Origin of the sequence: Glaciecola punicea, from assembly GCF_001756615.1 — a bacterium.
GTDB classification, from domain to species: domain Bacteria; phylum Pseudomonadota; class Gammaproteobacteria; order Enterobacterales; family Alteromonadaceae; genus Glaciecola; species Glaciecola punicea.
The window spans coordinates 39,150-60,450 of sequence record NZ_LZXY01000007.1 but is presented as its reverse complement, the minus strand read 5'-3'; the positions used below and the strand labels follow the sequence as shown (position 1 = coordinate 60,450).

Here is a 21,301-nt window from a genome sequence, read left to right as displayed (position 1 = left end):
GGCATCTCCTTGCTTGTTGGGGTGGTCAACGTCGCGATATTTACCCCCTTACCAAACGGCGGCTGGTCTATTCATTGGCAAGGTAAAACTCATAGCTACGTTTCAGCCACCACTATTTTAGACGGTATTCAAGGTTTCGCTAATAAAGTAGAGTATAACTCAACCCAGTGTACCCGCAGTATGACAGCTAAAAAAGTGGTAGTGGTGGTAGACGAAATCCCTTATGCAGAACTTTACATGATAGTGATTGGGTTTTGTTCAAATTTAAAGCATAATACAGCGCCATTTTTTCTCATAGGTACATAGTCAATTGCTCACCTTATTATTCATTACTAACATTGCTGCTACAATTGCGTTTGCAATTTCGGGTGCTTTAGTTGCAGCGCGCCATCGCCTCGACTGGGTAGGGTTCGTATTCATGGCCTGTATTACCGGCATTGGAGGGGGAACGCTGCGCGATACCATTCTAGACGTGCCGGTATTTTGGATAAACGATTATCACACGATAATAGTGTGCAGTGTGTCGGCCATTGTTACCTATTTCGCTACCCAGCATATTTCGAAACGTTCAAAGGCTTTGCTCTGGGCAGATGCCTTAGGTATGGCTTTGTTTACCGCATTAGGTGCACAAAAAGCAATGGCCTTGGGAATGAATATCCCAGTGTCGATTATTATGGGCGTATTTAGTGCTTGTCTTGGCGGGATCATAAGAGACGTCATTGTAAATGACGTGCCTGTCGTATTTAGACGCGAAATTTATATAACAGCATCTTTGCTAGGCGCTTCCACGTATTGTGTACTGCATACTTACACCCCCGTGGCGGAAGGTATTGCCTTAATTATCGGCGGCACTGTAGCCTTCGTGATTAGGGCCTTAGCCATTACTCGTAACTTGAGCATGCCGGCTCATGAGGGCCTACAGTAAAGGCATTATGGCGTTAATAAAAGGTGTAAGTTAGTCATATTTGTTGTGAGCAAATTGCGCGGAGTTGGCGTATACTTCAAAAATAAGCGTTATTTAAATACAGTAAATAAGATTATGAGTATAAAATCTCCTTACAAGTGTCAAAAAACGCATAAGCAGACACATTAACAATGAGGGCAGTTACGCTTGATAAAGGATTCAAATTACAAACGCTTTAAAAAGCAAATGAAAAGTAAAATAACCGTAAAGCAAGCGCGCCTTATCGTTTTCATTATCATTTTACCGGTAGCTTTTGTGCTTTTTAGCAAAATACTAGCATATGTCAATAAGGATTCTGTCACCGCGCAGCAGTTTGTTGATTTACAGCAGGGCGATTCAAACTTTCCTAGTTTTCGCCGTGCACATGCCAAAGGTATCTGCCTAGCAGGTATATTTGAATCTAACGGTGCGCTTGGTCAGTATTCTACCGCCAGTGTATTACAGGCCGGAGAATTCAACTTTATTGGCAGATTTTCAATTGCAGGTAACAGCCCCACGGCACCTGATTTAAAAGCGCCAGTTCGAGGCCTTGCGCTGTCAATTAAAGACGAAAGTTCTACCAACAGCGAATGGCGAATAGCCATGAATACTCCGCCGGTTATGGCAGTTGCTACGCCTGAGGCTTTTTATGCTCAACTGCAAGCACTGGCTCCAGATCCTGACACTAAACAGCGCGATCCTTCTAAAATTGAAGCTTTCTTTGCTAATCATCCTGAAAGCAAGACGTTTCTAGAGTGGAAAGACGGCTATACCCCAGCTTCAAGCTTGGCGGGTGAAACCTACCACAGTATTAATGCGTTTTATTTGCTAGACGAGGCGCATAACGAGCAAGCGGTTCGTTGGCAAGCAGTTCCTTCTCTTGAAAGCTCGATTATTCCTCAGCTTAACCAAGAAAACCCTGATGCTCTTCAAGACCAGCTTGCACAGATGCTTGAAGTGGCACCGATAAAATTTGATTTGGTTTTTACTCTGGCCTTGCCAGAAGATGACGAAACCAATCCAACGGTGTTATGGCCCAGCACGCGCGAGACTATTACCGCAGGCACCATTAGTATTCAACAATATACTGCACAAACAGTCGGTGAGTGTGCCAACATTAACTTTGATCCCCTAGTGTTGCCAAAAGGTGTAGAGGCTACAGCCGACCCAATATTAAGAGCCAGGGGCTCTGTCTATGCTGAATCTTTCAGACGCAGAGCGCTGGAAGTTCTGCTAGGAGAGAATGAATAATGTTGACGATGATGACAAAAGGGTGTGCCCATGAATAAGCGCAAAGCAATTAAATATTATCCAGCGCGCAGCAGGCTTCTGCACTGGTCTATGGCAATATTAATAATATCAATGTTATTAGTAGGTTTGTCTATGGTTGAAAGTTTAGCCGTTTGGCAGCCGGTCGCGCTTGACCTGCATAGGTCTTTTGGATTTTTACTGTTAGTAATGGTGATTGTCAGGCTGATTAATAAATATTTAACGCCGCGTCCAAGGCTACCTAAGAAACTTCCTGCTTATCAAGTGCTGGCTGCAAAAATAACCCATACGGCTCTTTACGCGGCGATGCTGCTAATGCCTCTGTCGGGCTGGCTAATGCAAAGTGCCGACGGTCGCACCATTACAGTATTCAACACCTTTAATTTACCGCATCTTATTGATGCAAATATTAAAGCCTATGCTTTTTTCCGAGAGTTTCATGGCTACATGGCATGGCTGCTAATTATTATGATTGTTATGCATGTGCTGGCTGCCCTCTATCACGGACTGATTAGACAAGATCGTGTTCTCACATCTATGCTGTATAGTAAAAAGCCGAAATAAGCTAAAAATAAGCTAAGGAAGTATCGTGAAAGCATTATTAACCGTATTTACATCAATTTTGGTCGCGGGATGTTCAGTAATTGGCGAGAATAACCTAGAAACTGCGCCTTATACCGTTGTTAAGTCGACATCAGGCGATCACAAAATAGAAGTACGCCAGTACGCTCCTATGATATTGGTGTCTACCAACATGTCTGGTGAAGTTGGTAAAAGCGCATTTAGAAGGTTATTTAAATATATCACTGGTGCAAATGAAGGCGCAAGCAAAATTGCCATGACTGCACCAGTAATCATGGACCAAGAGAATACTGGTAAGGGCGCTGAAATCGCCATGACCGCACCTGTATTTATGGACGAAAATTCAAGCACGCCGGTTATGTCATTTGTTATGCCAAAAGACTTTACCTTAGCAAATACGCCCAAGCCTACTAACCCAGAAGTAAGAGTGAGTGAAGTAACAGAGTATAAAGTAGCCGCTATAAGGTTTAGCTGGACTTTGAGCGACAGCAATGTGCAAAAGCATACCGAAATATTAGAAAAATGGATAACTGAAAATGGCTATGTTGCTAGCGATAGCCCCGTAAAAGCAGGTTACAATAGTCCTTTTACATTGCCCATGTTTCGCCGCAATGAAGTGTTGATTCCTATCCGCTAAGTCTTTAACAACTATAGGTTTTGCTGAAACTTTTGCGCTAAAACTTATATTTAGCCTTCTATTTCATTAAACAACTGCATAAAAGAAGGCTGACTATTAATTTTTAGCGGCATACCTAACTTACGCGCAATTTCGGTTGACGATATGAGTCCACGTATTTCGTGAGTATTGTGGTCAATCACTAAACAGTGCTGCTGACCATTGTGCTGCAAGGTACGAATTACATCACCCACGCTAGCTTGACTAAGCTGCTGATAATCAAAAGACTTTAGTTTGGATTTAGGTGTCATGAAATCAGTTACTAGTAACTCTTCGCGGCTGTTGCCATGAGCAACTTTTTTAAGTATGTGCTGCTCACTTAGATCGTTGTGGCTTACTATACCAATAAACTTTCGGTCTTTGTCTAACACTAATTTCATGCGCACCTGCGCTTTTTTCATTAGTTCCTCAAGCAGTACTGCTTTCACCGAACTGTCGATTATTAAAGGCCGATACATGGTGAAATCTGTGAATACCGTTAAGGCTGAAGTAGATGAAGATAATACTTGTTTGTCGTCTGGCCATACAAGGTGATCCAAGCTTTCGGTTTCGTACAGTTCAAGATTTTTCATATTTTACTACCTAACAATTTTAACTGAGAGCACTATAGTTTATTGCATCAAATTGTCATAGTGTTTACTCTAAGTCTCTTAATAAAAAAATTAAAAGACGTAGGGTAAATAATATGAATTTTGCAGAATTTGCGGCGTCTCGAAAAAGCGTTCGGGGGTTTTCCAATAAGCCGGTATCTAAAGAGCTTGTTGAGCGCATCATTAACGCAGCTAAATGGGCACCTTCCTCTTACAATACACAGACCTGGCGTATTCACGCAGTTACCGGTGACGTGCTTGATAAAATTCGAGACGGCAACACTAGAAATACCTTAGCGGGCAAGCCTCACGTGCGTGATTTTCCTTATAAAGAAGACTATCAAGGCATCCATCGCAAACGTCAAATAGACGTCGCCATACAGCTGTTTGAAGTAATGGGTATCGCAAAAGAAGATAAAAAAAAGCGCATGGAGTGGATGATGCGCGGTTTTCGACAGTTTGACGCGCCGGTGTCTTTAGTGCTCACCTATGATAAAACACTTGAGCCTGCTGGTATAACGCAGTTCGGCTTAGGCTCACTGGCCTATGGTATTGTGCTTGCGGCCTGGGATTTAGGCTTAGGCTGTGTTATCAATGGTCAAGGCATTATGCAGTCAGATGTGGTGCACAAGCACGCGCAAATACCCGATGATGAAGCCATAATGATTTGTATAGCACTGGGTTACCCCGATGAAAACTTTAAAGCTAACGATGTGCGCTCGGTGCGCGCCAGTAATGAAGAATTTGTGACTTATCATGGATTTTAACACTAGTCCTTTACACCTTAGCTAAATCCAATTAACCTTTATATATCAGGATAATAAAGACCGACAGGATTACCATTATGAAATCATCTACTTTTCGTCGCTGCCAGAAATTAAGCTTAGCTTCTTTATTCAGTGTTGCCAGTGTTGCCAGTATTGCTTCCTTAACGGCCGTTGCGCATGCCCAAAGTGTTCCCATTGTTCAGCCTGGCGCCCCAGGGCAGGCGTCACAAACGCTAAGTCCTCAACAGGCTATTGATATTGCGAACGTGAGCTTCACTCGCAACGATGTAATGTTTATGCAAAACATGATCCCGCATCACTCACAAGCGGTTGAGATGGCGGTGCTAGTAGAAGACCGCACTAACAATGAAGCCATTATTGATATTGCCGGTCGTATTCGTAAATCTCAAGCCGACGAAATTGCTTTTATGAGTCAGTGGCTTGAAGCACGTGAGCAAAAAGTGCATATAGACCATTCAATGCACATGGACCACAGCATGATGGGCATGGCAACGGCTGCTCAAATACAGTCGTTGAGCGCAGCAAAGGGCAGTGAATTTGATCGCATCTTTTTAAGCTTAATGATCCCCCATCATGAAGGGGCCGTGCGCATGGTAGATGATCTTTTAGCCCAAAGCGGCTCGGCCTACGACCCTGTCCTGTACGATTTTGTCAACGATATTGTGAGTGACCAAAACGCTGAAATTACGCGTATGGATGGATTATTGGCAGGTTTGTCGAGCGATCCGCGAGTAGGCCTCAGCGCTGGTCTGCGAGATGCAGGAGAAGCATCGTTAAACCTAAGCTTAGTGTCGACACAGCCTCGTCCCAGTGGCTTTTTTGACCCAGAGAATGAGGCTAATTTACCGCCAATAAGACCGGCAGATGAAGATACCGATGAGCTTATTGATGATGCATCTGACCAAGACGCAAAGCGCAGCGGTGACGAAGGTGATATTAAAACGCAGTGGGGCGAACGCGGGCCATTGTTGAGCTTTTGGAACACCGACATGGCGTTTTCTAAAGATATATTAGTGGCTGGAAACTATCACGGTTTTAACATATATAAACTCGACAACGAAGGCTTGCCAAGCCTAACAAGCTCTATCGTTTGTCCCGGCGGTCAAGGGGACATTTCAATTGTGGATGATTTGCTTATTATGTCGGTAGAACAAACGCGTGGACGCATCGACTGCGGCCTCCAAGGTATAAGTGAAGACGTGTCGGATGAGCGTTTTAGAGGTTTACGCATTTTTGATATTTCAGACCTAAGCGCCCCTAAGCAAGTGGGCCTAGTGCAAACCTGCCGCGGTTCACACACTCATTCTGTGGTATCGGCCGATGACAAGCGCATTGTGGTCTATAATTCTGGCACCGCTGGCGTGCGCGATGGTGATGAGCTTGAAGGCTGCGTTGGCGAGGTACCAGGAGACGAGCGCACGGCGCTGTTCCGTATCGACGTGATTGAAATTCCGCTGCGTAACCCTAGCGAAGCTCGTATTACCTCAAGCCCCGCGGTATTTGCCGATGACGAAGGACGAGTGGCTGGACTATGGCCCGGCGGCGATCACGGTGATGGTACCCAAAAAACCCGCAGAACAGACGAATGCCATGATATTACTGTGTTTCCAGAGCTAAAATTAGCGGCTGGTGCATGTTCAGGCAATGGCATATTGTTAGACATTTCTAATCCTATGAAGCCCAAACGGATTGACGATGTAGCCGATCCGGGGTTTGCCTATTGGCATTCAGCGACTTTTAACAATGATGGCACTAAGGTACTGTTCACCGATGAGTGGGGCGGCGGCACGCAGGCTCGCTGCAGAGCGTCTGACCCAATGACTTGGGGTGCAAATGCGTTCTATTCTATTGACGACGGTAAGCTCAACTTTGAAAGTTACTTTAAAATTGACGCGCCGCAAAGTGAACAAGAAAACTGCGTAGCCCATAACGGTTCAATGGTGCCGGTGCCTGGACGCGATATTTTTGTGCAAGCGTGGTATCAAGGCGGTATTTCGGTAATTGACTTTACTGATACCCGCGAGCCGCAAGAAATAGCATTTTTTGACCGTGGGCCTATTCATGATGAGCGTTTAATAGTGGGTGGCTACTGGTCTACTTACTGGTACAACGGTAAAATTTACGGCACTGAAATTATTCGCGGCCTTGACGTATTAGCACTTGAACCAAGTGAGTTCTTGACTGAAAACGAGCTAGCGGCAGCGCTTCTTGCAGATATGGGCGATAGATTCAATCCGCAGCAGCAGTTTAGGGTGACGTGGCCTGCTGAGCCTGTGATTGCATTAGCTTATTTAGATCAATTTGCCCGCGACGGCGGACTAGAAACACAAGCACATGAGGAAGTGACGAATATGATGACTGGCGCGCAAAAGATGCTTGACGAGGGCGAAACTAGCCGCAAGTTTTCTCGCGCTCTTAGTAAGTTAGCGAAGTCATTAAAACCTAATGGTGATAACACAAATGCTCAAAACCGCGTGGATGCGCTTAGCGACACTATGCAGGCAATTGCTAAACGTCTGCGCTGAGCAAGAAGGTGAGCTTTGAATTCGCTAAGGGTGATGCTGTAGTCGGCTGACTAGCTAGTGTATAGATTTTGAGAATTGGTTAAAGGTGGAGCATATGAAACAGCTACAAATTGATATTGTGTCAGATGTATCTTGCCCTTGGTGCATCATAGGGTATCAAAGTTTGCAGCAGGCACTGGCAAACTTGAGCAAAGATCTTAGTGCGAATATCACTTGGCATCCTTTTGAACTTAACCCAAGTATGCCGCCCCAGGGACAAGAGATTAGTGAGCACCTTGGCCAAAAATACGGCATAAATCGGGCGCAAATTGAAGAAAATAGAGAGGCTATTAAGCAGCGTGGTGTAAGCGTCGGCTACGAATTTGGCAATCGTGGCGGCGGCAGAATTTACAATACTTTTGATGCACATCGTCTACTGCACTGGGCAAAGCAAGAAAACAAGCAAACAGCGCTCAAACTTGCCCTGTTTGATTTGTACTTTCAAGAATCGGGCGATCCCAGCGACCATCAGCAACTTTTAAAGGTCGCTACTAACGTTGGCCTAGATACCCAAACCGCCAAGCACATTCTTAGCACCGACACATACGCTGCAGACGTACGTAAAGAGCAGCAGCATTTCCAAGGCTTAGGGATTTCATCGGTACCTGCAGTTATTGTGAATAACAAGCATTTGATTAGTGGCGGTCAGCCTACCGATGTCTTTGAAAATGCGCTGCGTAAGATTAGTCAAGAGCAAACTGCGTGAATTACCCGTTGACTTCATTTCGCCCTGCTCACTGGCTTTCTCGATATTTTGGATAAAACTTGCAGTTCATTGCTAATTCGCTATAATTTATATGGTAGTTTAGTTGATTAAAATTTGGTGAAGTCCAGCATGGTTGCCAGCCACGCTCACAATAACTTGTAGTCACTAAGGTTTTGCATCGAGCCATAATACACTTATAGGGTATTTTTGTTTAAAGCAGTGTTTCACGCCATTATCGTATTATGCATACTGACAGCGCAGGTTGGCAGTACCTTTGCAGTGCCTGAACAAAACCCATGTGAACAAATGGGCAGCGAACATATGGCGCAAATGGAAATGGCGCAAAAGAACATGACGCTAAATGATGGTGCGCCCTTTAACAAGCTCGTGCATGGCAGCGATATGGTGCCCGCTGCAGGTGACAATGCAACAAACGGCATGCTTGGCGACTGCTGTGAGCATGAATGCGGCTGTTCAGCTGGTCTATTAACCATTGCAATGGCCATTAATCAATCATCTTTACATTATCACACTCAACGCTCATCTCGCATTATTAGCACTGGTCTAAACAACATCAATCTTGTTTTGCCGCATCCACAGCGCCCACCCAAAACCTAAATCTCTTAAGCAGTCTAGTACTGCCTTTAATTTATAAAGTAAATACAAAAACGCACAACACACTACTATTTTGTGCTCTGTATTTATCCTTTATTGCATTTTGCTAGCCCTTGTCGCTAATCACCTTTATTTATCTGCGCTAGCACAAAATAAGAGATTTTTCATCATGAGTATTTCAATCAAACGTAGGCTAAGTTTGCCTCAATCGCATGCTTATTACGCTTTGTCTACAGCAACAAGCAGCGCATTTTTGATAAGAGCCTTTTCACTTAATCTTATGTTAATTGCGAGTAAGCGGCACTATTTTATAAATGCGAAAATAGCCACGATGTTTGCGTTGAGCTTGGCTTTTACAATCACTAACGCCTGGGCTGATCAACAAGCAAGTATTTCGCCGCATAAATTTTTCTTACTAAATGATGCAATAGCCTTAGCGCACGAGCGTGACCCATGGTTAACCAGCAGCAAATTTAAAGAGCGCGCAATAATGGCGCAAAGTGAAGCTTCACTGGCTTTGCCAGATCCGGTGGTCTCATTGTCTATTGCGAATGTGCCTACCAACGGTTTTCGTCTTAATCAAGAACCCATGACTCAGCTTAAAGCGGGGGTGAGCCAAATGTTACCGCGAGGCAATTCAAGGCAAATTCAAAGCCAGTATCAACAGGAGCTTGCATTAGAACAGCCATTTTTAAGAGCGCAAAGAATAGCTGAGTCTTCGGTGCAAGTAAGCGCACTGTGGTTGGAAGTGTATAAAGCGCAGGCCAAAATTACTCTCATTGAAGAAAATCAAATATTGCTAAGTCAACTAGGGGATATAGCCAAGAAAAACTATGCCTGGGGTATCGGTAGCACACGCCAGCAAGACGTAGTTAATGCGAGTCTTGAAGTTAACAAGATTGAAGACAGACTAATTCAAGCCAGGGCGCAAAAAACGGCGTCAATACAGCGGCTCAACGAATGGCTGCAAATTGATGCGACTCAATTTTCGTCATTCACCCTGCCTAATACACTGGTGCCGCTAGAGCCTATTCCTGCTGTTACTCAATTTGCGTTAAACAGCAATAACCGGCAAACACTCGCCAACATGCTAAACCAGCACCCTGTTATTCAAGCGATAGAGCAGCGCGTAAGCGCCAGTGCGAGCGCAATTGCCTTAGCCAAACAAAAGTATTACCCACAGTGGGGCTTAAATGCAAGCTACGCTTATAGAGATGACGATCAGCTTGGCGCAAGCCGCGCCGATTTTTTGTCCATAGGTATCAGCTTCGATGTGCCTTTGTACACCAGCCAAAAGCAAGACAATGAAGTGTCAGCGAGGGTGTATGCCTCAGAATCGATAAAAACAGATAAACGTTTAGCGCTGCGCCAGCTAATGTCGCAGCTAACGGCTAGCTACACTTTATATCAGCACTTACAAGCGCGAATGGACCTGTATGAAACACAAATACTGCCGCAAACTTTAGAGAAAGTGCAAATAGTGGTAAGCGCATTTACCAACAATGACGGTGATTTTGATGACGTGCTAAACGCGCAAATCACTCAGCTTAACGCAAAGCTTAGTTTACTTGATATACAAGTAGAACTGCACAAGACGCATAGCCAACTTAGCTATTACATGACTTCTACCTCCCAAAAAGGTTTATAAAATGAATATCAAGAACATATTTGTTAGCGCCTCATTAGGCTTAAGCGTTGGCATTTTAGCCACTATTGCCTATTTTAATCTTGTTCACACCCAAAACGGTGAGCTTGATAGTAACAAAAACGACATCGCACAGCCGCTATATTGGGTGGCGCCCATGGATGCTAATTTTCGCCGCGACAAGCCGGGCAAGTCACCCATGGGCATGTATTTAGTACCAGTATATGCCAATGATCAGCAAGGCGACTCTCCCGGCACCATTAGTATTCACCCAAATGTGATAAACAATTTGGGCGTACGTACTGGCATCGCGCAAAAAAGAGCGATAAACGAGCCTATTTCGGCCTTAGGCATTGTTGAATATAGTCAAGACACGCTGGTGAACATTCACCCGCGCGTTGAAGGCTGGATTGAGTCACTGTATGTAAAGGCCCAAGGCGAGTATGTGGAAAAAGGTGAGCCTTTATATGCCCTGTATTCTCCTGAACTCGTGAATGCCCAAGAAGAATATTTGTTAGCCTTAAATCGCGCAAATAAAAGCTTAGGTGACGCTGCAAAATCGCGTCTTAGTGCTCTGCAAATGCCTGAAAAAGCTATTGCTGAGCTTGCCAAAAACCGCAAAATACAGCAGAACGTGGTGTTTTATGCGCCTCAATCGGGCTTTATCGATAACTTAAATATTCGAGAAGGTTTTTTTGTGACGCCTAGCAACACCCTTATGTCGATTGGAGCGCTAAGCGAGGTATGGATAAATACGCAAATAATGGCAAGGCAGTCAGGCAGTGTAAAGCTAGATATGCCGGTTAGCATAAGCCTAGAGTATTTACCTAATGAGGTGTTTAGCGGTAAAATTGACTACATCTACCCTACCTTAGATGCAGGTAATCGTACTTTACGCGCTAGAGTGCGAGTGGCGAATCCTGACTACCTGCTCAAACCCAATATGTATGCAAAAGTGAACATTGATACCAGCGATGTTGAAAACAAGCATGAATTACTTGTGGTGCCGCTTGAGTCGGTTATACGCACGGGTAAGCAAAATCGCGTTGTGTTGGCCCTAGGAGATGGCAAGTTTAAGTCTGTTGAAGTCACGTTGGGCAGCGTTTTTTCTGAGTATATTGAAATTACGCAAGGCCTTGAAGCCTTAGATGAAGTGGTGGTGTCAGCGCAATTTTTACTTGATTCAGAAAGCAGTGTAAGTTCTGATTTTATGCGCATTAGCGCTGATACTGGCGACCAAGGTCAGCAAAAGACAGGCGATATGACTGAACGCAAAGGAATCAAAATGGACATGGACATGGACATGTCGGGAGGCGATTGGACGCACGCTACCATAGTAAAAGTCATGTTAGATGAACGAAAGCTCACCTTAAATCATGGCGAATTAAGAAAGTGGGGCATGCCCGGCATGACCATGGACTTTATGGTGGCCAGCCACATCGACATGTTGACGTTACGTGAAAACATGCAGATACATATTCAAGTTGTTAAAACAGACATACCTATGTACACCGTGAATACCGTGCATATCATGACAAACGACGACGCTGATGCTAAACCAACACCGAACCCGTCAGCGGGTTCCCATTTACCAAAGCCCGTTGATGAAAATATGTCAGCAACATCTGATCACAAAGGTCACGCACAATGATTAACGCAATTATTAGATGGTCTGTGCACAACCGTTTTTTTGTGCTGCTCACCACGCTTATGATAATAGGCGCTGGTATTTATACGCTTAAAAATACGCCTGTAGACGCCATTCCCGATTTGTCTGACGTGCAGGTAATCATTAAAACAAGCTATCCAGGCCAAGCGCCTCAAGTCGTTGAAGATCAAGTTACTTTTCCCTTAACCAGCGCGATGCTGTCGGTGCCCGGTGCAAAAACCGTGAGGGGATTTTCGTTCTTCGGTGACTCCTACGTGTATGTTATTTTTGATGATTCAACCGACCTATACTGGGCCAGAAGCCGCGTGTTAGAATACTTGTCGCAGGTTGCACCAAGCTTGCCAGACAATGTAAGGCCGCAGCTAGGCCCCGACGCAACAGGCGTTGGCTGGGTCTACCTATATGCGCTTGTGGACAAAACTGGCCAGCACGATATTAGCGAACTTCGCGCTATTCAAGACTGGTTCTTAAAATTTGAGCTGCAAATGGTGCCGGGTGTATCTGAAGTGGCGGCTATTGGCGGCATGGTTAAGCAGTATCAGGTGCAGCTAGATCCGCTTAAGCTGCGCGCGTTTAACATTCCAATTAGTGCGGTGCAAATGGCCATTAAGCGCGGCAATCAGGAAGTAGGGGCTTCAAGTGTAGAAATGGCAGAAGCTGAATATATGCTGCGCACCACGGGCTATATTCAAAGTATTCAAGATATTGAGACAATCCCATTGGGCGTGAATAATCAAGGCACGCCTTTGTTAATACGCGACATTGCGAGCGTAACCTTAGGCCCGCAGATGCGCCGTGGTATAGGCGAGCTAAACGGAGAAGGTGAGGCCGTAGGCGGGATTGTGGTAATGCGCGCGGGTGAAAACGCGCAGCAAACCATTGCCGGCGTAAAAGCTAAGCTAGAAGTCTTAAAACAAGGACTCCCCGATGGCGTTGAAGTTATCACGGTGTATGACCGCTCGACTTTAATAAAAAGCGCCCTTGATAATTTACGCTATAAACTGGTGGCCGAATTTATTATTGTAGCACTGGTGTGCATGGCGTTTTTGTTTCATATACGCTCGTCCTTAGTGGCTATTGTAAGCTTGCCAATAGGCATGTTAATCGCCTTTATTATTATGTATGCACAGGGCATAAACGCCAATATTATGTCTTTAGGCGGCATTGCTATTGCTATTGGGGCAATGGTAGACGGCGCTATTGTGATGACCGAAAACATGCACAAGCATATGGAGCGTACACCACTTACGAAGGAAAATCGCTGGCAGATAGTGATTAATTCGGCCACAGAAGTGGGGCCTGCGCTGTTTTTCAGTTTGCTGATTATTACCGTTAGCTTCATGCCGGTATTCACCCTTGAAGCGCAAGAGGGCCGGATGTTTTCGCCTCTTGCCTACACGAAAACCTACGCCATGGCGGCAGCGGCGGTACTTGCCATTACCTTAGTGCCGGTGCTAATGGGTTATTTTATTCGCGGGAAAGTGCGCAGCGAGCAAAAAAATCCATTAAACAAAGCCATTACTAGCGTCTATAAACCCCTGCTAAAATGCGTTCTGGTTTACCCAAAGTCGGCAATAGTCGCGGCTTTGTTCATACTGGTTATTGGTTTTTTGCCCGTGAATAAAATAGGCAGTGAATTTATGCCGCCGCTAGATGAAGGCGATCTTATGTATATGCCGACCACCTATGCGGGTATTTCAATAGGCAAAGCAAGAGAACTACTGCAGCAAACTAACAAGCTGATTAAAACCATTCCTGAGGTAGAAACAGTGTTTGGCAAAGTAGGCCGCGCTGAAACTGCGACTGATCCTGCGCCCCTAACCATGATTGAAACCTTTATTCAGTTAAAGCCGAAAGCTCAATGGCGAGAAGGTCTAGATACCGAGTCTTTAATTAAAGAGCTCGATCAGCTTGTGGACTTTCCGGGCTTGACAAACGCATGGGTAATGCCCATAAAAACCCGAATAGACATGCTTGCTACGGGGATTAAAACGCCCGTTGGCATAAAAATCGGTGGCCCTGATTTGGCTCAAATACAGCAAATTGGCCAGCAGCTTGAAAGTATTTTGAGTAAAGTTGAAGGTACCGCGTCTGTTTATTCAGAGCGTGTTGCAAACGGTCGCTATATCAAAATCGACATTAAACGCGAAGCCGCTGCCCGATACGGCCTCAATATTGCCGACATTCAAGAAACCATAGCCGGCGCTGTGGGCGGCGTGAACGTGTCACAAAGTATAGAGGGGCGTAAGCGATTCCCCATTAATGTGCGTTATTTGCAGGACTATCGTTCATCGCCTGAGGCTCTACTATTGCTAACTATTATTACACCTCAAGGTGCACATATAGCCCTAGGCGATGTTGCTAATATTAGTATTGAAGATGGGCCGCCGGGTATCAAAAGTGAAAATGCGCGGCCAAATGGTTGGGTGTATATCGATATTGAAAATATTGATATTGGCCACTACGTTAGAAACGCGATGCAAGTTGTTGCCGACAATTTGGTGTTACCGCCAGGCTACTCTATTGCGTGGGCAGGACAATACGAATACATGCAGCGCGCTAAAGATAAGCTGATGTATGTAGTTCCACTAACGCTCGCAATCATTGTTATTTTGCTCTATTTAAATTTTCGCAACATGGTGGAGGTGGGCATTATTATGGGTACCTTGCCTTTTGCAATGATAGGTGGCATATGGCTACTGTATTTACAGGGTTTTAACTTTTCGGTCGCAGTAGGCGTTGGTTTTATCGCGCTGGCGGGAGTGGCGGTTGAGATTGGGGTGATTATGCTCGTTTATTTAGATCAGGCTTATAAACGGATGCTACAAGAGCATACCAGTAGCGCAAGTACTAGTGCAAAGCCCATTAGCCTTGCCACGCTGCAACAGGCGGTATTAGAAGGCGCGGTTATGCGTGTGCGCCCGGTTATGATGACGTCGGCGTCTATCATATTAGGCTTGTTACCCGTGCTGTACGGCACCGGCACGGGCAGTGAAATAATGAGCCGCATTGCGGCGCCTATGGTGGGCGGCATGATCAGCGCACTTGTGCTTACGCTGCTTATTTTACCGGCAATTTATTTGCTATGGAAAAAACGCAGCCTTAACTCCTAGGGCATTCCCCCGCAGGTGGGAATCTCCAATATTACACGGCAAATTTGCACTTACCTGCAGCCCAAGAGGGTTCCCGCTTGCGCGGGAATGACTGAGGGTGCAGTGCAGATCAACTGTAATGTTCACTAATGAAGAAAACTTATTAATCTATAAAAAAATACAATTTGATTAATATAAGCATTTCTTGCATGCTGAGTAAATACCGAACATACATTTCAATTCTTATTAAGGTGGACAGCGTGTCTGGATTTGACAAAGTAATAACAAGCTATGCGCAAGCTCTTGAAGGCTTAGAAGATAATATGACCGTAGTGGCAGGTGGCTTTGGCCTGTGCGGTATTCCTGAAAACCTCATTAAAGAAATTAAGCGAAAAGGCACCAAAGGCCTTACTATTGCGTCTAATAATGCTGGGGTTGACGGCGCCGGCTTAGGTTTGCTTCTACAAGATAAACAAATTAAAAAAATGATAGCGTCTTATGTGGGTGAGAATGCCCTGTTTGAAAAGCAAATGATGAGCGGCGAGTTAGAAGTAGAGCTTACGCCACAGGGCACCTTAGCAGAAAAAATGCGCGCAGGCGGTGCGGGTATTCCCGCCTTTTACACCGCTACAGGCTATGGCACACCGGTAGGTGAGGGTAAAGAAGTACGTGAATTCAATGGCCGTCACTATATTTTAGAAGAGGCTATAGTGGGTGATTTTTCAATCGCAAAAGCATGGAAGGCAGATCGCTACGGTAACCTCATTTTTCGCAAAACCGCGCGTAACTTTAACCCAATGGCTATAACCGCTGGTAAAATAGCGGTAGTGGAAGTGGAAGAAATTGTAGAAGTTGGCGAGCTTGATCCTGATGAAATACATTTGCCAGGTATATACGTGAATCGCCTTATTTTAGGTACTTTCGAGAAAACAATAGAACAGCGCACTGTGCGCAGCGCCTAGGAGAATTAATATGGCTTTAACTCGCGAACAACTTGCACAACGTGTTGCTCAAGAATTTCAAGACGGCTTTTACGTAAATCTTGGCATTGGCATACCCACGCTGGCGGCTAACTTTATTCCACAGGGTATGCAGGTAATGCTGCAGTCTGAAAATGGCTTGCTAGGCATGGGGCAGTTTCCTACTGAAGACGAAGTAGACGCAGACCTTATTAACGCCGGCAAGCAAACCGTGACGATGGTAAAAGGCGCGTCGTTATTCTCATCGGCTGAGTCATTTGCCATGATCAGAGGCGGTCACGTTGACTTAACGGTACTAGGCGCGTTTGAAGTAGACTGCCAAGGTAATATTGCTTCTTACATGATACCCGGTAAGCTAATTAAAGGCATGGGCGGGGCGATGGATTTAGTCGCAGGTGCAGACAATATTATTGTGACTATGACCCACGCGTCTAAAACAGGTGAGTCGAAATTACTGAGTGAATGTACATTGCCGTTAACGGGTAAAGGCTGCATTAAGCGAGTGTTAACGGATCTTGCTTTGATGGACATTGAAGATGGCAAGTTTATTTTGCGTGAGCGTGCGCCTGGAGTCAGCGTTGAAGAAATAAAGCGCTTAACATCTGGGGCCTTAGTGGTGCCTGAGCATGTTCCTGAAATGATCTTTTAGTACAACATAAAAAAGCAAAGACGCTATTTGAAAGTTAGGCGCAATATGCGTCGCTCCATTTCGCTCCTTTATTCTTGTTTACTTACTGCATTTTTCTAATAAAGTAGCTTACGTATTAGGTGTATCTACAGCTTTTTTAGATTTAAACGCACCCAATAGCCATCTAAACGCCATCGCAATACTGCGCCCGATAAATTTAAAAAATTGGCCAATGTCATCGCCAATAATACATAAACTGGGCACCAGTATAAGCGTTACTAAAGTAGCGTACATAACAGCAAAGCCAAGGCCTACCGCCATAGGGATAACAAAGCCTGCCTGTAAGCTTGTTTCAAACATAATAGGCAAAACACCCACAAATGTAGTGATTGAGGTTAACGTGATTGCTCTAAAACGTGCGCAGCCTGCTTCTATCACTGCGTCTTTTATGCCATAGCCTTCCTTTCGCCGAGTATTGATGTAGTCGGTCATTACCAGAGAGTCATTCACTACCACGCCGGCGGCCGCAATAAGACCAAAGAACGAGAATAAACTCAAATCCAAGCCAAACAGTGCATGACCCCAAATAGCGCCGGTAAAACTAAAGGGAATAACCGCCATGATAATCAGCGGTTGGGCGTAGCTTTTTAGAGGGATAGCCAGCAGTAAATAGACAAACGCTAATCCTGTGACGAAAAACTTTATTTGTTCTAAGTTTTGGCTTTGCAGCTCTTCTATTTTGCCGCCAAGCTCAGTTTTTACGCTGGGGAAAGCTTTTTGCATATCGGGCAGCAAGTTTTCCTTTATGTTGTCAACGACTTCACTAGGTTCAATCAATTCTTCATCTATAGAGCCCCATACATAAACGCTTCTAAAACCACCTTCGCGTCGAATATAGCTAATGCCTGGTGCTTCATTCAGCGCAACTACATCGCCTAACATTACTTTTTGGCCTGTGGGGGTGCGTATAACCGTGTATTTTAAATCGGCAAAGCGCTCTCTGGTGAGCTTAGGATAGCGCACCATTACGCGCACTTCTTCGCCGTTTCGCAGCACGCGTTGGGCTTCGCCACCGTAAAAACTGGCACCCACTTGACTTGCAATGGTGGATAAATTTAAGCCTAAATCGTAGGCCACGGCTTTAAGCGATATCTGTACTTCTTTACTGTCGGGATCGATGGTTGAACTAACGTCAAACACGCCTCTTTGACCCTGCAATTTTTGAATAAGATAGCGGCCGGCCTCGTTTAAGGTGGCGATGTCGGAGCCAAATATTAAATAGCCAAACTCGCCGCCATCTCCGCCGCCGTTTAAATCATCTTGAATCGTGAACGACTTCATGCCAGAAATCTCGGGAATACGCTCGCGCCATCTGCGTGCCAGCTCAAAGGTGTTAAAGTGACGAAGATCTTCATCTACCAGCGGCGCCAGTATTTGGCCTTCGTTGCGGCCCTGATTATATACCATAAGGTCGCGCACCATGGGACTGCCGAACTCTTCAATTATTTCTGCTTCCACCTCTAAAATAACCCGCTCTATGGTCTGTAGTGCTTCAATGGTCTCGGTATCTGAAATAGTTTCACTCATTTCAATACTAATACTGGGGAAATCGTGAGGTACGCTAGGCTCGGGCACCACGCGCACTACGTTTGTGGCAATTAACTGATAAGCAATCGCCAGCATAAGCATGAAAAATACCAGTGTGAACCAGCGATATTCAGTGCAATATTTTACAAAGTTTTTATAGGGGCCGTTTATAAAACCGAAAAATCGCTTATTTAACCTTGTGCGCCAGCTATTTTCAGGTAGGGGTTTGAAGGTTGAGGAGGCGATGTGCGCAGGCAAAATGAGTTTTGATTCTACTAACGAAAAAGCCAAGCATAAAATCACTACCGCTGAAATATTGTAGAAAAAGTCAGCGGAAGGGCCTGAGCTAAACAGCACCGGAACAAATACCGCCATGGTGGTAAGTACCCCAAACGTTGCGGGTGTGGCAACGCGCCTAGCGCCCATAATAACGTTGTGTACGCTGTTGCCTTTACTTTCTATTTCGGTGTAGGCGCTTTCACCTATTACAATGGCATCGTCTACCACTATTCCAAGTACCATTATAAAGGCAAAAAGTGATAAAATATTGATAGTGACACCTATCATCGGCATTAGCGCCATAGCGCCTAAAAAGCAAACAGGTAGGCCAATCATGACCCAAAAAGCCAGCTTAAAGCGCAAGAAAATCGCCAGCATAATAAAGACTAAAAAAGCGCCTTGGGTTAAGTTGTTTAGCATCATGTCTAAACGACCGTTTAAGTAATAGGTGAAATCCACGACGACTTTTATTTCCACGCCGTTGGGCAATGTTTTATTGCGCGCTTCGATATACGCCTGGACCGAATTTGCCACCGGGATTATGTTTTGCGAGCGCGTAGCATTTACCTGAATAGACATCGCGTTCATGCCATTAAATTTGAAGTAGCGCTCACCTTCTTCAAAACCATCGTAAATAGTGGCCACGTCTTTGAGTAATACTCGAGCGCCATTAGCGCCTATTTTTACTGGAATATCGGCAAATTCTTCGCCATTGTAGAATTGATTTTCTACCCGTACCGCAATAGTGCCCGAGTCTGTATTTATTTGCCCAGCAGAATAATTGGCTGAATAGCGCGCTATTGCCTGCGTTATATCGCTAATGCTCAAATCGTATTTGCGCAGCATTTCAGGTTGAATCTCTACTGCAATTTCATCCGCTGGGGTGTTTGCGCTGGCTAGTTGCACGTTGGCTAGCGCGAGTAATTCATCTTCTACTTGCTTGGCTAAGGGTTTTAAATCAGTAAGGGGAATATCGCCAACAAGAGACAGTTCCATAACGGGCTGCTCGAACTGCACTTGCGAAACTGTGATAGGCTCCATAGCCGCAGGAAAGGTGGCAATGCTGTCTATTCTGGCCTGTATTTTGTTGAGCACGTCAGTCAGGTTTTCATCTGGATTAATTTCCATGGTAACGCGGCCACCACCGCGAAAGGAACGGCCGACGCTCTTTTTAATTTCGGTTAAATCTTTGGTGGCTTCTTCAATCTTTATGGTGATAGATTCTTCTATTTCTTTTGGAGAAGCGCCTGGGTAGCTGATAAAGGCATTTATATAATTAATTTCAATACTCGGAAACATCTGTTTTTGAATAGTGAAGTAGCTGAAAGTACCTAGCAAAATGATCATCAGCATCATTAGGTTTGCCGCGACCGGGTTTCGTGCAAAGTAGCCTATTATGCCACCGCCCGTTTTAGAATAATCCGCTTGAGGTAATGGTGTGTTTGAATTCATATTAGTGCCCCTTATTGTGCCGTTGTGGCAGGGTCAAAGCTGCCATTATGTAACACAAGGCTGGCATTTAGCGCGCTTGGGACTTCGATTATTTTTACTTCCATGCCGTTTTGCGGATATTCAGGTAAGTTTTTAACTAAGCGGTCGCGCTCGTTTACACCGCTGCTTATAAAGAAAAATGTGCCTTCTTCGCGGATAACTTCTACGCTATGAGATTCTAGCTTGTTATTGCTGTCTACCAGCCAAATTTTACGTTTATTGACCAAAGACTGAGGCACTTTAAAGACGTCTTTCAAGGTTTTTCCAGCAAAGCGTACTTGAACATAGGTGCCAAATTTAATGCTGGGTAAATTATTTTCTAAGCCGTAAGGGTCTTCTATGCGGATCACTAAGTGCTGCATGCGAGTGTTTTGATCAACCACGCCTAAATTACGGTTCACCATACCTTCACGAATTATACTGCTGCGACCCTGCGTACTTATGGTGGCTGAAGTGTCTTTTAAATCGTCTTGAATAAACGCACTGTCAAAACCTGCAATGGGAATAATTACCTCGGCGGTTTCAACATTATTAAGATACGCAACCTGCGTGCCTGCGCTCACAAACTGGCCGGTGCCGATGTCTCTAGAAATGATGAGGGCGTCGTAGGGTGCACGTACTTGTGTCTTGGCTAAGTTGCGTTTGGCGATGGATAAAGAGGCTTGTGCCGATTTCAACTGAGCTTGGGCGCTCATAACTTGGGGCTTGCGCAGGTAAAGATCGCTTACTTGGCTTTGCTGCAAACTACGCGCTTCACGTTTTGCTACCTGCTGGCGGGCGAGTTCTTCGGTGAGTGTGGCTTGCGCTAAGGAAATTTGCGCTTCAGCTTGCAGCACCGCAGCTGCGTATGTATCTGGCTCTATGGTAAATAAAATTTCATTGCGCTTTACCACACCGCCGGCTATAAAGTTTTCGTTCCAGCTGAGCACTTCGCCGCTTACTTGCGCTGAAAGCTGAGTACTCTCTAGCGGCGTCAGTTCACCAAAACTGGTTATTTCAACCTGATGGTCTATGGGCGTCAATAATTCTACGCTGACGACAGGTCGGCTATCTACCGGTTTTTTCTCCTCAGTCTCTTCGGCGACTACATGAATCAGGCCCATAATGCCAAAGCCAATGGCTAACATGGCAAGAAGTACTGCTATTTTTATCAACACGGATTTCATTTTTATGTTTCCTGTAGCGCATAATAAGATA

The 21,301-nt window shown here is 45.0% G+C and carries 17 protein-coding genes; 14 read left to right on the top strand and 3 right to left on the bottom strand.

The features are described from left to right. The first annotated feature begins 9 nt into the window (after positions 1–9). The 5 genes from BAE46_RS09650 to BAE46_RS09630 all read left to right on the top strand — a co-directional run bounded on the left by BAE46_RS09650 (position 10) and on the right by BAE46_RS09630 (position 3,431). The gene (locus tag BAE46_RS09650) at positions 10–306 is read left to right on the top strand and encodes a hypothetical protein (RefSeq protein WP_006005092.1); all 297 of its coding nucleotides are present in this window, start codon (positions 10–12) and stop codon (positions 304–306) included. Positions 307–310: 4 nt separating this feature from the next. After that, the gene (locus BAE46_RS09645) at positions 311–925 is read left to right on the top strand and encodes a trimeric intracellular cation channel family protein (RefSeq protein WP_070112559.1); all 615 of its coding nucleotides are present in this window, start codon (positions 311–313) and stop codon (positions 923–925) included. 225 nt (positions 926–1,150) lie between these two features. Beyond that, positions 1,151–2,194: a catalase family peroxidase gene (locus BAE46_RS09640; protein ID WP_070112557.1), complete on the top strand. Its 1,044-nt coding sequence runs from the start codon at positions 1,151–1,153 to the stop codon at positions 2,192–2,194. 30 nt (positions 2,195–2,224) lie between these two features. Further along, positions 2,225–2,776, top strand: a complete 552-nt coding sequence (locus BAE46_RS09635) for a cytochrome b (protein WP_006005098.1) — start codon at positions 2,225–2,227, stop codon at positions 2,774–2,776. Positions 2,777–2,801: 25 nt separating this feature from the next. Next, a complete protein-coding gene (locus BAE46_RS09630; protein WP_006005100.1) occupies positions 2,802–3,431 on the top strand; it encodes an SOUL family heme-binding protein in 630 nt (209 codons plus the stop codon). A gap of 50 nt (positions 3,432–3,481) precedes the next feature. On the opposite strand, the gene BAE46_RS09625 is transcribed toward BAE46_RS09630, so the two are convergent. Continuing rightward, a complete protein-coding gene (locus BAE46_RS09625; RefSeq protein WP_006005102.1) occupies positions 3,482–4,042 on the bottom strand; it encodes a CBS domain-containing protein in 561 nt (186 codons plus the stop codon). Positions 4,043–4,155: 113 nt separating this feature from the next. On the opposite strand from BAE46_RS09625, the gene BAE46_RS09620 reads away from it, so the two are divergent. The 9 genes from BAE46_RS09620 (at position 4,156) to BAE46_RS09580 (ending at position 16,768) form a co-directional block, all read left to right on the top strand. Continuing rightward, positions 4,156–4,827, top strand: a complete 672-nt coding sequence (locus BAE46_RS09620) for a nitroreductase (RefSeq protein ID WP_070112555.1) — start codon at positions 4,156–4,158, stop codon at positions 4,825–4,827. A gap of 77 nt (positions 4,828–4,904) precedes the next feature. Continuing rightward, positions 4,905–7,373: a DUF305 domain-containing protein gene (locus BAE46_RS09615; RefSeq protein WP_006005105.1), complete on the top strand. Its 2,469-nt coding sequence runs from the start codon at positions 4,905–4,907 to the stop codon at positions 7,371–7,373. Between the two features lie 94 nt (positions 7,374–7,467). Beyond that, the gene (locus tag BAE46_RS09610) at positions 7,468–8,118 is read left to right on the top strand and encodes a DsbA family oxidoreductase (RefSeq protein WP_006005107.1); all 651 of its coding nucleotides are present in this window, start codon (positions 7,468–7,470) and stop codon (positions 8,116–8,118) included. A 207-nt stretch (positions 8,119–8,325) separates the two neighbouring features. Continuing rightward, positions 8,326–8,736, top strand: coding sequence for a hypothetical protein (locus BAE46_RS09605; RefSeq protein WP_006005109.1), 411 nt, complete (start codon positions 8,326–8,328; stop codon positions 8,734–8,736). A gap of 166 nt (positions 8,737–8,902) precedes the next feature. Continuing rightward, positions 8,903–10,381: a TolC family protein gene (locus BAE46_RS09600; protein WP_083256850.1), complete on the top strand. Its 1,479-nt coding sequence runs from the start codon at positions 8,903–8,905 to the stop codon at positions 10,379–10,381. A gap of 1 nt (position 10,382) precedes the next feature. Next, positions 10,383–12,029: an efflux RND transporter periplasmic adaptor subunit gene (locus tag BAE46_RS09595; RefSeq protein ID WP_070112553.1), complete on the top strand. Its 1,647-nt coding sequence runs from the start codon at positions 10,383–10,385 to the stop codon at positions 12,027–12,029. Continuing rightward, the gene (locus tag BAE46_RS09590; protein WP_006005116.1) at positions 12,026–15,160 is read left to right on the top strand and encodes an efflux RND transporter permease subunit; all 3,135 of its coding nucleotides are present in this window, start codon (positions 12,026–12,028) and stop codon (positions 15,158–15,160) included. Before BAE46_RS09595 ends, BAE46_RS09590 begins: the two co-directional genes overlap by 4 nt. 239 nt (positions 15,161–15,399) lie before the next feature. Further along, entirely contained in the window at positions 15,400–16,101 is a 702-nt protein-coding gene (locus BAE46_RS09585; protein WP_006005121.1) for a CoA transferase subunit A, read from the top strand. A 10-nt stretch (positions 16,102–16,111) separates the two neighbouring features. Continuing rightward, positions 16,112–16,768 carry a 3-oxoacid CoA-transferase subunit B gene (locus BAE46_RS09580; protein ID WP_006005123.1) on the top strand — a complete coding sequence of 219 codons (657 nt, stop codon included), beginning with the start codon at positions 16,112–16,114 and terminating at the stop codon, positions 16,766–16,768. A gap of 108 nt (positions 16,769–16,876) precedes the next feature. On the opposite strand, the gene BAE46_RS09575 is transcribed toward BAE46_RS09580, so the two are convergent. Together BAE46_RS09575 and BAE46_RS09570 are read right to left on the bottom strand one after the other, a co-directional pair. Further along, entirely contained in the window at positions 16,877–20,065 is a 3,189-nt protein-coding gene (locus BAE46_RS09575) for an efflux RND transporter permease subunit (RefSeq protein ID WP_070112551.1), read from the bottom strand. An 11-nt stretch (positions 20,066–20,076) separates the two neighbouring features. After that, complete coding sequence (locus BAE46_RS09570; RefSeq protein ID WP_070112549.1) at positions 20,077–21,270, bottom strand: efflux RND transporter periplasmic adaptor subunit; 1,194 nt, start codon at positions 21,268–21,270, stop codon at positions 20,077–20,079. Positions 21,271–21,301 lie beyond the last annotated feature (31 nt).